The organism is Pseudomonas berkeleyensis (assembly GCF_014109765.1).
Classification (GTDB): Bacteria; Pseudomonadota; Gammaproteobacteria; order Pseudomonadales; family Pseudomonadaceae; genus Aquipseudomonas; species Aquipseudomonas berkeleyensis.
On sequence record NZ_CP059139.1, the window covers coordinates 5344454 to 5357029 of the forward strand.

The 12576-nt window shown below is 58.7% G+C and carries 10 protein-coding genes and 2 rRNA genes; 7 read left to right on the forward strand and 5 right to left on the reverse strand.

Annotation, left to right across the window (positions count from 1 at the left end):
• Positions 1-8: 8 nt before the first annotated feature.
• Entirely contained in the window at positions 9-344 is a 336-nt protein-coding gene (fliE, locus tag HS968_RS24930; protein WP_119693959.1) for a flagellar hook-basal body complex protein FliE, read from the reverse strand.
• A 22-nt stretch (positions 345-366) separates the two neighbouring features.
• Positions 367-1776 carry a sigma-54 dependent transcriptional regulator gene (locus tag HS968_RS24935; RefSeq protein ID WP_119693958.1) on the reverse strand — a complete coding sequence of 470 codons (1410 nt, stop codon included), beginning with the start codon at positions 1774-1776 and terminating at the stop codon, positions 367-369.
• A 475-nt stretch (positions 1777-2251) separates the two neighbouring features.
• On the opposite strand from HS968_RS24935, the gene HS968_RS24940 reads away from it, so the two are divergent.
• The 7 genes from HS968_RS24940 to flhA are packed head-to-tail and all read left to right on the forward strand — an operon-like array spanning position 2252 to position 8522.
• Complete coding sequence (locus HS968_RS24940; protein WP_182369175.1) at positions 2252-3091, forward strand: FliM/FliN family flagellar motor switch protein; 840 nt, start codon at positions 2252-2254, stop codon at positions 3089-3091.
• Positions 3088-3459 (forward strand): flagellar motor switch protein FliN, encoded by a 372-nt coding sequence (fliN, locus tag HS968_RS24945; RefSeq protein ID WP_119693957.1) that lies wholly within the window; start codon positions 3088-3090, stop codon positions 3457-3459. Before HS968_RS24940 ends, fliN begins: the two co-directional genes overlap by 4 nt.
• Entirely contained in the window at positions 3456-4211 is a 756-nt protein-coding gene (fliP, locus tag HS968_RS24950; protein WP_119693956.1) for a flagellar type III secretion system pore protein FliP, read from the forward strand. The genes fliN and fliP overlap by 4 nt, the downstream gene beginning before the upstream one ends.
• A 13-nt stretch (positions 4212-4224) precedes the next feature.
• Positions 4225-4497: a flagellar biosynthetic protein FliQ gene (locus tag HS968_RS24955; protein ID WP_106738171.1), complete on the forward strand. Its 273-nt coding sequence runs from the start codon at positions 4225-4227 to the stop codon at positions 4495-4497.
• Between the two features lie 4 nt (positions 4498-4501).
• Positions 4502-5296 carry a flagellar biosynthetic protein FliR gene (gene fliR, locus HS968_RS24960; RefSeq protein ID WP_119693955.1) on the forward strand — a complete coding sequence of 265 codons (795 nt, stop codon included), beginning with the start codon at positions 4502-4504 and terminating at the stop codon, positions 5294-5296.
• Positions 5289-6422, forward strand: a complete 1134-nt coding sequence (flhB, locus tag HS968_RS24965; protein ID WP_179623049.1) for a flagellar biosynthesis protein FlhB — start codon at positions 5289-5291, stop codon at positions 6420-6422. The genes fliR and flhB overlap by 8 nt, the downstream gene beginning before the upstream one ends.
• A 3-nt stretch (positions 6423-6425) precedes the next feature.
• Positions 6426-8522 (forward strand): flagellar biosynthesis protein FlhA, encoded by a 2097-nt coding sequence (gene flhA / locus HS968_RS24970; protein WP_182369177.1) that lies wholly within the window; start codon positions 6426-6428, stop codon positions 8520-8522.
• 54 nt (positions 8523-8576) lie between these two features.
• Here flhA and HS968_RS24975 read toward each other — a convergent pair whose 3' ends face one another.
• The 3 genes from HS968_RS24975 to HS968_RS24985 form a co-directional block, all read right to left on the reverse strand.
• On the reverse strand, positions 8577-8918 hold the full coding sequence (locus HS968_RS24975) for a PilZ domain-containing protein (protein WP_119693952.1): 342 nt from the start codon (positions 8916-8918) through the stop codon (positions 8577-8579).
• A gap of 380 nt (positions 8919-9298) precedes the next feature.
• Positions 9299-9414 (reverse strand): 5S ribosomal RNA (gene rrf / locus HS968_RS24980).
• A 141-nt stretch (positions 9415-9555) separates the two neighbouring features.
• Positions 9556-12450: ribosomal RNA gene (locus HS968_RS24985) — 23S ribosomal RNA — on the reverse strand.
• Positions 12451-12576: the final 126 nt, after the last annotated feature.

A 12576-nucleotide genomic window follows, 5' to 3' on the forward strand; every position in this document is an offset into this window, starting at 1 on the left:
CGATCCGCTTACAGCGGCATCTTCATGATGTCGTCGAAGGCCGAGGCCAGCTTGTTACGCACCTGCATCAGGGCGCTGAACGAGACACTGGCCTTCTGGCTCTCGATCATCGCGCCTACCAGGTCGTCGCTCTGCCCACTGTCCACCGCAGCCATCGCGGCACTCGAGCTGTGCTGCTGGGTATCGACCGCGCGCACCACGTCGTTGAACGCGCTGGCGAAACCGGCCTCGCCAGGTTGCGCGGCAAACGCCTGCGCCGGCTTGATCACGGTCGCGTCGCTCAAACCCTTGAGTTGTTCCATGCGGCCCAGCAGATCCTGCTGCACCTGGGTGATCGAGTTCATCGCTATGGCTCCTGGCCGGTTCTTAGACGGGAATCTGCACGCCCTGCTCGCGCATGGCGTTGAGTCGGTAGCGCAATGCGCGAGGGGTCATCCCCAGGCTCTCGGCTGCCTTGGTCTTGTGCCCGCCGAAACGGCGGATGGTGTCGATCACGTGCTGGTACTCGGCCCACTTGCCACTGGCGCGCAGAGCCGCCTTGCCGCCCTCGAGGACTTGCGGCTGCAAGCGCGGCACAACCTCGACCGGAGCGCCCTGTGGCAACGCCAGGCCCAGATCCTGCGCCTGGATATACAGGCCGTTGCGCAGAATCAGCGCACGTTGCAGGCAGTTCTCCAGCTCGCGCACGTTGCCCGGCCAGTCGTAAGCCAGCAGCGCGCGGCAGGCATCTTCGGTGAGCAGTTCGTGGCGGGCGTCCTGCGCGGCGTACTGGCGAATGAAGCGACGTGCCAGCGGCAGTACGTCATCCTTGCGCTCGCGCAGCGGGCTGATGTGCAGCGGCAGCACATCGAGACGGAACATCAGGTCGGCGCGGAAACGGCCCTCGGCCACTTCCTGCTGCAGGTCGCGGTTGGTGGCAGCGATGATGCGCACGTCCAGGGCGATCTCCTTGCGTCCGCCCAGGCGTTCGACGCACTGCTCCTGCAGCACGCGCAACAGCTTGGCCTGCAGCCCCAGCGGCAACTCACCGATTTCATCGAGCAGCAGCGTGCCGCCGTTGGCCAGTTCGAACTTGCCCGGTTGGGCATTGACGGCACCGGTGAAGGCGCCCTTCTCGTGGCCAAAAAGAATGGACTCGAGCATCTGCTCAGGAATCGCCGCGCAGTTCACCGCGATAAAGGGCGCGTCGTCCTGGGCGGAAAAACGATGGATATAGCGCGCCATCAGCTCCTTGCCAGTCCCCGTTTCACCAGTGATCAGGATCGGCGCACGGGTCATGGCAACGCGCTGAGCCATGGCCAACAGGCGACGCCCTGCCTGCGAGCAGGACACGAAGGCTTCCTCGCCGGTACTGGCCGACTCCTGGCGGCGCAGCAGGGCATTGAGCTGGGCTTCACTGAACGGCGCCAGCAGATAATCGACGCAACCCAGCTCGAGCAGAGCGGCGGCCTTCTCCTGATCAGCGTACTCCACCACTGGCACCACACCCGCGCGGCCGGCCTGACGCAGAATCGCGCCGACCTGCGCATAAAGGGTGTTGCCGGCCAGGCTGCTGACGAACACCAGTACCAGACTGGCATCGGTCAGCACGGCGGGGTCGAGCTCCAGGCAACTGGCAAAGCGCTGCACCTGGAAACCCTGGCGCTGCAGCCCGCCGGTGAGCAAGCGCTCGCTGGCCGCATCGGCCTGACCGACCACGACAATATGGCGCTGCCCGAACTGCTCAGTGAACAGTGCGTTGCAGGCGTAACTTACCGATTGAGTTGAATGCTTCAAGGTCAATCATCCGTTGTCTTTATCTGCCAGCTGGCCTAATCGATCCGGAGTTCCAAACTGCCAACTAGATGACAGATTTTTTTCACTCGGCCCCTTAATCTTTTGAAACTTTCCGCCGCCCTTGTCAGTCAATACGGCGGTGACTGAGTGCGTGCTTCATATAGTTGCAATGGATCACGCCGCGAACGTTAACAAGCGCACAGAATTCCGCCGAATTACTTAGCGTTAATTGCTATCAATGCTAGCCAGCCGCTATCAAAAACAGCATTTGATATCTATTGATTTAATTTCCCGCCCCCTCGCCCCCTAGACTCCCCCTCGTCATCACTGGCCTGCAGCGCTGTGCCGGGATGCTTCTTGGCGCCATGGCCGTCTTCTCTCACAGCGGCCCGTCGGCATCTTTCAAGTCGTCTGCAACGTCCGCCGCCTCCACTGTGGCGCCCGTGCAGTTACAACCAGGAATACAGCCCACAACATGACTGGCATTAAAAAAGTCCATCATGGCGTGCCCGCCGACAGTCTGACCCGGTTGAAACCGCAGAAACTTGGCCGGCATTACCACAAGATTCCGCACTACATTCGCGAGCTCTCCAACAAGTACCCGCGGATCATCAGCGACTACTTTCTGCGCAACTACCGAATCAATCTCGAGTTGCTCAAGGTCGATGTACACGAACAGGTGCAGCAGGAAGCCGAATGCGTCTATCGCTCGCCATTCGGCAAGGTCGGTTTTTCCATGGATCGCTCGCTGCTGACCGAAGCACTCGAGTGCTACTACGGCGGCACTTGCCTGCCGAACCACGAAGCGCCACCGATCAGCACCTCAGAACAGCGCATGCGCAACCGCCTGGGAGTGGACGTCACTCAGCTGTTCGCCCGCTCGATTCTCGCCGGCAGCACCTTCGGCAAGCTGGAACCGCACGACAACGCCTATGACGAGGCGGTCTGGGAATACGTGGCCGAATTCCATTTCACCAGTCACATCACCGGTAGCCAGGCCTCGATCTTCATCTACCTGGATACGCAACTGGTCGATGAGCTGACCAGCCGCCTGACCAGCCCACCGCCCAGCGCGCCAGTCGGCAGTTCGCTGAATCAGATCCGCCAGCTTCCGGTGCGCCTGGACTGTGTGGTCGCCAGTCTGCAGATGCCGCTGTCGCAGGTGCTCGCCCTGCGTCCCGGCGACATCCTCAGCATGCGCCTGACGGAGCGCTGCGACGTGCAGATCAACCAGCAGAAGCTGTTTCGCGGCGTCATCTTCGAAGAAGAAGGCTCCCTGTTTCTGACATCTCTAGAGAGCGTGAAGACCCCATGAGCAGCTCCATTTCCGATAACGATTTCGACAGCCTGATCAACGATGCCGGTCTTTCCAGCGATGAACCGCTGAACGAGTCGGTGATCAGCGAAGCGCCCATGGCGCAACCGCATCAGGATCTGAGCTTCTTCGGCAAGATTCCGGTCAACGTCACCCTGGAAGTCGCCTCCACCGAGATATCCCTCAAGGAGCTGATGGACGTCGACTCCGGCAGCGTGATCGTGCTCGACAAGCTGGCCGGCGAGCCGCTGGACGTGAAGGTCAACGGTGCCCTGTTCGCCAAGGCCGAGGTGGTGGTGATGAACGGCAACTACGGCCTGCGCATCGTCGAGCTGTCCGGCACCGGTCTCAGCGGAATCGGCGCATGACCCTGCGCCGTCTGCTGCACACGGCCCTGCTGCTGGCGGCGCTGTGCTGTCCGCTGCTGGCCCAGGCGGCTGGCGGCGACATCACCCTGTTCAACTTCAACGACACCGAAGACGGCCAGACCCTCAGCGTCAAACTGCAGATTCTGCTGATGATGACCCTGCTGGGCTTTCTCCCGGCCATGTTGATGATGATGACCTGCTTCACCCGCTTCATTATCGTCCTGGCCATCCTGCGCCAGGCCATCGGCCTGCAGCAGAGCCCACCCAACCCGATCCTCATCGGCATTGCCCTGTGTCTCACCCTGCTGGTGATGCGCCCGGTCTGGCAAGAGGTCTACACCCAGGCCTACGTGCCGTTCGAAGCCGATCAGATCAGCCTCGAACAGGGCCTCGGCGAGGGTAAGCGCATCATCAGCCAGTTCATGCTCGCGCAGACCAGCAAGAACTCGCTGGAGACCATGGTCACCCTGGCCGGCGAGGAGCTGCCCGACGATCTGGCCAAGCTGGACTTCTCCCTGCTGCTGCCTGCCTTCGTGCTCAGTGAATTGAAGACCGCCTTCCAGCTCGGTTTCATGATCTTCGTGCCGTTCTTGGTGATCGACCTGGTGGTGGCCAGCGTGCTGATGGCGATGGGCATGATGATGCTGTCGCCGATGATGATCTCGCTGCCGTTCAAGCTGATGGTGTTCGTGCTGGTGGACGGCTGGACACTGCTGGTCGGCACCCTCACCACCAGTATCCAGCCGTATTAGCGAGGCCTTCGCGATGCTCACGCCCGAACACGCCGCCGAGCTGGTGGCCCATGCTGTCTACGTCACCGGCATCATCGTTTGCGTGCTGGTGGTGCCGAGCCTGCTCGGCGGCTTGCTGGTGAGCATCTTCCAGGCCGCCACGCAGATCAACGAGCAGATGCTCAGCTTCCTGCCGCGCCTGCTGATCACCCTGGGCATGCTGATCTTCGCCGGCCACTGGATTCTGCGCACGCTCAGCGACCTGTTCATCGAGACCTTCCGGCAGGCCGGGCACCTGGTGGGTTGACCCTATGCCCGAGCCGCTGTTCGACGCCACCCGCTACCTTGCCAGCCTGCAGGTCTACTGGTGGCCGTTCTGTCGCATCCTCGCACTGTTCAGCATGGCGCCACTGTTCAACCATCGCGCGGTGTCGGTGCGGGTGCGCATCCTGCTCGCCCTGGCGCTGACCATCGCCCTCGGTGCAGCCCTGCCGGACATGCCGGAGATCGATCCACTGTCGCTCAAGGGCCTGCTCACCGCGCTCGAACAGGTGGCCTTCGGCGTACTGCTGGGGCTCACCCTGCAGTTGGTGTTCACCATTTTCATGCTGGTCGGCGAGGTGATCTCGACGCAGATGGGCATGAGCATGGCGCGCTACAACGACCCGGTGAACGGCGTGTCATCGTCATCCATTCTCTACCAGCTGTATTTCATCCTGCTGGTGCTGATGTTCTTCGCCATCGACGGCCATCTGGTCACCGTCAGCGTGCTGTATCAGAGCTTCCTGTTCTGGCCGGTCGGCAGTGGCCTGCATTACGTCGGCGCGGAAAGCTTCGTCCATGCCTTCGCCTGGGTACTGGCCGCCGCCGTGCTGGTCACCCTGCCCGTGGTGTTCTGCCTGACCCTGGTGCAGTTCTGCTTCGGCCTGCTCAACCGCATTTCACCGGCGATGAACCTGTTCTCCCTGGGTTTCCCCATCAGCATCCTCATGGGCCTGCTGTGCGTTTACCTGACCCTGCCGGATCTGCCGGAAAGCTACCTGCGCCTGACCCGCGACCTGCTCAACGGCATCGGTGTGATCCTGCGGGAGGGCCAGAATGTCTGAGCAGAACAGCGCCCAGGAAAAGACCGAAGAGGCCTCTGCCCAGAAGCTCAAGAAGAGCAAGGACGATGGCCAGGTCGCGCGCTCGAAGGATCTGTCGACCACCATTTCGCTGCTCGCCACGCTGTTCATCCTCAAGTACAGCGCCGGGCTGTTCCTGGAAGGCCTGAACGACAGCTTCCGCCTGTCCTACATTCAGTTCGGCCACAGCGAAATCGGCCTGGACGACCTCGACACCCTGCTTGGCTACAACATGCTGGTGTTCATCAAGCTGCTGGCACCACTGCTGCTGACCTCGGTGCTGGTGGTAGTGCTGTCGCTGATTCCCGGTGGCTGGGTGTTCTCCTCGAAGAACTTCAGCCCCAAGCTGAGCAAGCTCAATCCCATCACCGGCATCGGGCGCATCTTCTCCGCACAGAACTGGAGCGAGCTGCTCAAGTCGATCCTCAAGGTCGTGGTACTGCTCGGCGCCGGCTATTTCCTGGTGCGCTCGGCCCTGCCCGATCTGATCGCCCTGCAACGCAGCAGCGTGCTCGAAGCCATCGCCAGTGCGCTGAACCTGATGTTCGACCTCACCCTGATCCTGCTGCTGATCTTCGTGGTGTTCTCCTTCATCGACATTCCGCTGCAGCGCTTCTTCTTCCTCAAGAAAATGCGCATGACCAAGCAGGAGCGCAAGGAAGAGCACAAGAACCAGGAAGGCCGCCCCGAGGTCAAGGCGCGCATCAAGCAATTGCAGCGGCAGATGCTGCAACGACAGATCAGCAAGGTGATCAAGAATGCCGACGTGGTCATCGTCAACCCGGTGCATTTCGCCGTGGCGCTGAAGTACGACCCGAAGAAGGCCCAGGCGCCATTCGTGCTGGCCAAAGGTGTCGACGAGACCGCGTTGTACATGAAGCAGATGGCAGCCAAGCATGACCTCGAAGTGGTGGAAGCACCGCCACTGGCTCGCGCCATCTACTTCACCACCCAGGTCAACCAGCAGATACCGGCACCGCTCTATACCGCGGTGGCCCACGTGCTGACCTACATCCTGCAGCTCAAGGCCTGGCGCCAGGGCCGCAGAAGCAAGCCACAACTGGCGAGCAACCTCCCGATTCCCGAAAGCTTGGCCAACAGGGGCTGATTCATGAACCTATTGCAGCAACTCGCGCCCACCTTCCGCAGCGGTCGTATCGGCATCCCGATCCTGATCCTCTCGGTACTGGCGATGGTCATCCTGCCGCTGCCGCCGTTGGTGCTGGACATCCTCTTCACCTTCAACATCAGCCTGGCGGTGCTGATCCTGCTGGTCAGCATCTCGGCCAAGAGCCCGCTGGACTTCTCCCTGTTTCCCACGGTGATCCTCATCACCACCCTGCTGCGCCTGTGCCTGAATGTCGCCTCGACCCGCGTGGTGCTGCTCGAAGGCCATACCGGCACCGGGGCCGCAGGCAAGGTGATCGAGGCCTTCGGTGAAGTGGTCATCGGCGGCAACTTCATCGTCGGCATAGTGGTGTTCGTGATCCTGATGATCGTCAACTTCATCGTCATCACCAAGGGTGGCGAGCGCATCTCCGAGGTCAGTGCACGCTTTACCCTGGACGCCCTGCCCGGCAAGCAGATGGCCATCGACGCCGACCTCAACGCCGGCCTGATCGGCCCCGAGGAAGCCAAGCAGCGTCGCCAGGAAGTGGCCAAGGAAGCCGACTTCTACGGTGCGATGGACGGTGCCTCGAAGTTCGTCCGCGGTGATGCCATCGCCGGCATTCTGATCCTGCTGGTGAGCATGTTCGGCGGCTTCGCCATCGGCGTGTTCGCTCACGACATGAGTGCTGGCGATGCCTTCCGTCAGTACGCCCTGCTGACCATCGGCGACGGCCTGGTCGCGCAGATTCCCGCCCTGCTGCTGGCGACCGCCGCGGCGATCATCGTCACCCGGGTCAACGAGTCAGCCGAGATCACCCAGCAGGTGCACCGGCAGATGCTCGGCTCGCCCTCACTGCTCTACACCGTCGCCGGCATCCTGGTGGTACTCGCGCTGGTACCGGGTATGCCGCACCTGGCCTTCACCAGCTTCGCGGCCCTTGCCGCACTGATCGGGTGGGCCGTCTCACGCAACGCGCCACCAGACGAAGCCGCCAGCCTGGAACAGGTACAGGCGCTGGGTAAGGCGATGGAACAGGAGCGCGTGCAGAACCTGGCCTGGGAAGACATCCCGCTGGTCGAGCGCCTCTCGGTATCGCTTGGCTACAAGCTGGTCGGCCTGGTCAACGAAGCTGCCGGCGCCCCCCTGACCCAACGCGTACGCGGCGTGCGCCAGACACTATCGGAGAGCCTGGGCTTTCTCCTGCCAGAAGTGCACATCCGCGACAGCCTGCGCCTGAAGGCATCGCAGTACAGCATTCATATCAATGGCGAGAAGATCGATGGCGCCGAATTGCATGCCGATCGCATGATGGCCATCCCTTCACCGGAGCTGTACGGCGAGATCGATGGCATTCTGGGTGTAGACCCGGCGTATCGCATGCAGGTGGTGTGGATTCAGCCCGAAGACAAATCGCGCGCGCTCAACCTCGGCTATCAGGTCATCGACTGTGCCAGTGTCATCGCCACGCACCTGAACAAGGTCATTCGCGAACACCTGCCTGACGTATTCAAACACGATGACGTCGACCACCTGATGCAACGCCTGCAGGTACAGGCACCGAAGCTGGCGGAAAGCCTGAAGAACCAGCTCAGCTACACCCAACAGCACCGTGTCTACCGACAACTGCTGCAAGAGCAGGTACCGCTGAAGGATATCGTGACCATTGCCACCACCCTGCTCGAAGCAGGCGAGTCGACCAAGGATCCGGTGTTGCTGGCCTCCGATGTGCGCTATGCCCTGCGCCGCAGCATCGTCGGCATGATCGCCGGGGAGCGCCAGGAGCTCTCCGTGTTCATCCTCGAAAATGCGCTGGAGAACACGTTGCTCAATGCCTTGGCCATCGCTCAACAGGCTGGCCCGGTAAGCCTGGACAACATTCCGGTCGAGCCCAGCTTGCTCAACCAGCTGCAGAACACCATGCCGGTGGTGAAAGAGAAGCTGCGCAAGGATGGCCACCCGCCGATCCTCACCGTCATGCCGCAGCTGCGGCCGCTATTGGCGCGCTATGCGCGAGTATTCAGCCCTGGCCTGCACGTGCTGTCGCAGAACGAGATCCCCGACAGGGTCGGGGTAAATATCCTCGGCACACTGGGCTAAATCCCTCGAGGCTTTTCGTAAGCTTTTGACAAAGGCGCCTGATCGGCGCCTTTTTCATGCCTGCGTCTTACGCTTGTTGCGCATGCCTTCGACCAGCTCCACGTACTGCGACGACTCGCCAAGCAACGACAGCCCGGCTTCAAAGAAGCCTGTACGGATATTCTCCTGCGACCACTGACAGGCCATGTCCACATCGACCTGGCGCATTTCTCCTTCACGGTCACGCATCCGTATGCGCAACTTGAGTTCGCTACCGGGTTCGACGAGCGTGTCGCCGAGCAACTTCATCCCGCATTCAGACAGATCGCCGGCATAACCGATCAACGTGTCGCTCTCACGGTCACTGATCTTGATGCGGAAGGTGGAACGGAAAGTGATACGACTCGATTGACGCATAAGAGAATGCCTTGGTGCTCGCTACGCCTGAGTGGGATCGCAAGGATCAGGACTTATCAATCGATGTCATCGGAACAGATGACAACGTCCTGACAAGCTGTGATTCGTCAAAGCAAGGCGACAAGATTCGATTGGCCGTTAAGCCTCAGGCACAAATACTTCGTAGCCAACCCCATCGCCAGCGCTCCCCCGGCGATTGATCCTCAAGGAACCTGACGGTGGCCTTTTCGTTGCTGCACGATTTCCGTAGGGTGCGCCGTGCGCACCGACCTGTCGTCGTCCTTGGCGATGCGCGCAGCACACGCCCCACGCACTCGTTGTTTTCTTTGCCACAAAGAAGAAACCCCAGACCGCTAGGCGATCTGGGGTTTCGTATAGGAGCTTGACGATGACCTACTCTCACATGGTGAAGCACCACACTACCATCGGCGATGCGTCGTTTCACTACTGAGTTCGGGATGGGATCAGGTGGTTCCAACGCTCTATGGTCGTCAAGCAATTTGTTGCTGTCTCGGGGTTAGCCGCTACAGCGAATTGGGTATGTGATTCGTAATTTGTAGTTCTTGCAAACTTTCGGCTTTCTGTCGACTTCACCATCGACACCCTCTGCTTTGAGGGCAGATTGTTTGGGTGTTATATGGTCAAGCCTCACGGGCAATTAGTATTGGTTAGCTCAACGCCTCACAGCGCTTACACACCCAACCTATCAACGTCGTAGTCTTCGACGGCCCTTTAGGGAGCTCAAGGCTCCAGTGAGATCTCATCTTGAGGCAAGTTTCCCGCTTAGATGCTTTCAGCGGTTATCTTTTCCGAACATAGCTACCCGGCAATGCCACTGGCGTGACAACCGGAACACCAGAGGTTCGTCCAACCCGGTCCTCTCGTACTAAGGTCAGCCCCTCTCAAATCTCAAACGTCCACGGCAGATAGGGACCGAACTGTCTCACGACGTTCTAAACCCAGCTCGCGTACCACTTTAAATGGCGAACAGCCATACCCTTGGGACCGGCTTCAGCCCCAGGATGTGATGAGCCGACATCGAGGTGCCAAACACCGCCGTCGATATGAACTCTTGGGCGGTATCAGCCTGTTATCCCCGGAGTACCTTTTATCCGTTGAGCGATGGCCCTTCCATACAGAACCACCGGATCACTAAGACCTACTTTCGTACCTGCTCGACGTGTCTGTCTCGCAGTCAAGCGCGCTTTTGCCTTTATACTCTACGACCGATTTCCGACCGGTCTGAGCGCACCTTCGTACTCCTCCGTTACTCTTTGGGAGGAGACCGCCCCAGTCAAACTACCCACCATACACTGTCCTCGATCCGGATAACGGACCAGAGTTAGAACCTCAAGGTTGCCAGGGTGGTATTTCAAGGATGGCTCCATGAGAACTGGCGTCCCCACTTCAAAGCCTCCCACCTATCCTACACAAGCAAGCTCAAAGTCCAGTGCAAAGCTATAGTAAAGGTTCACGGGGTCTTTCCGTCTAGCCGCGGATACACTGCATCTTCACAGCGATTTCAATTTCACTGAGTCTCGGGTGGAGACAGCGCCGCCATCGTTACGCCATTCGTGCAGGTCGGAACTTACCCGACAAGGAATTTCGCTACCTTAGGACCGTTATAGTTACGGCCGCCGTTTACCGGGGCTTCGATCAAGAGCTTCGCTTGCGCTAACCCCATCAATTAACCTTCCGGCACCGGGCAGGCGTCACACCCTATACGTCCACTTTCGTGTTTGCAGAGTGCTGTGTTTTTAATAAACAGTCGCAGCGGCCTGGTATCTTCGACCGGCATGGGCTTACGTAGTAAATACTTCACCCTCACCGGCGCACCTTCTCCCGAAGTTACGGTGCCATTTTGCCTAGTTCCTTCACCCGAGTTCTCTCAAGCGCCTTGGTATTCTCTACCTAACCACCTGTGTCGGTTTGGGGTACGGTTCCTAGTTACCTGAAGCTTAGAAGCTTTTCCTGGAAGCATGGCATCAACCACTTCGCATTCTAAAAGAACGCTCGTCATCAGCTCTCGGCCTTGATCTCCCGGATTTACCTAAGAAATCAGCCTACCACCTTAAACACGGACAACCAACGCCGTGCTGGCCTAGCCTTCTCCGTCCCTCCATCGCAGTAACTAGAAGTACGGGAATATTAACCCGTTTCCCATCGACTACGCATTTCTGCCTCGCCTTAGGGGCCGACTAACCCTGCGTCGATTAACGTTGCGCAGGAAACCTTGGTCTTTCGGCGTGCGAGTTTTTCACTCGCATTGTCGTTACTCATGTCAGCATTCGCACTTCTGATACCTCCAGCAAGCTTCTCAACTCACCTTCACAGGCTTACAGAACGCTCCTCTACCGCTCATCCAAAGGATGAACCCGTAGCTTCGGTGTATGGTTTGAGCCCCGTTACATCTTCCGCGCAGGCCGACTCGACTAGTGAGCTATTACGCTTTCTTTAAAGGGTGGCTGCTTCTAAGCCAACCTCCTAGCTGTCTAAGCCTTCCCACATCGTTTCCCACTTAACCATAACTTTGGGACCTTAGCTGACGGTCTGGGTTGTTTCCCTTTTCACGACGGACGTTAGCACCCGCCGTGTGTCTCCCGTGCTGACACTTGCTGGTATTCGGAGTTTGCATCGGTTTGGTAAGTCGGGATGACCCCCTAGCCGAAACAGTGCTCTACCCCCAGCAGTGATACACGAGGCGCTACCTAAATAGCTTTCGAGGAGAACCAGCTATCTCCGAGCTTGATTAGCCTTTCACTCCGATCCACAGGTCATCCGCTAACTTTTCAACGGTAGTCGGTTCGGTCCTCCAGTCAGTGTTACCTAACCTTCAACCTGCCCATGGATAGATCGCCCGGTTTCGGGTCTATACCCAGCGACTAAAGCGCCCTATTAAGACTCGCTTTCGCTACGCCTCCCCTATTCGGTTAAGCTCGCCACTGAATATAAGTCGCTGACCCATTATACAAAAGGTACGCAGTCACCCAACAAAGTAGGCTCCCACTGCTTGTACGCATACGGTTTCAGGTTCTATTTCACTCCCCTCTCCGGGGTTCTTTTCGCCTTTCCCTCACGGTACTGGTTCACTATCGGTCAGTCAGTAGTATTTAGCCTTGGAGGATGGTCCCCCCATGTTCAGACAAAGTTTCTCGTGCTCCGTCCTACTCGATTTCATTGATAAGAGATTTTCGTGTACGGGGCTATCACCCACTACGGCGGAACTTTCCAGAACCTTCCACTAATCTCAAATCAACTTAAGGGCTAGTCCCCGTTCGCTCGCCACTACTTAGGGAATCTCGGTTGATTTCTATTCCTCAGGGTACTTAGATGTTTCAGTTCCCCTGGTTCGCCTCTTGCACCTATGGATTCAGTACAAGATAACCAGCTTATGCTGGCTGGGTTCCCCCATTCAGAGATCTCCGGGTCATAACGGTTGTTTGCCACCTAACCGGAGCTTATCGCAGGCTACCACGTCTTTCATCGCCTCTGACTGCCAAGGCATCCACCGTATGCGCTTCTTCACTTGACCATATAACCCCAAGCAATCTGGTTACTGTCTCAATCGTGAAGACGACATTCGCCGAAAATTTGCGTCTTGAGAACTACAAATTTTACCTTGACCAGATCAATTGCCAGTGAAAGCAATTAATCAGTC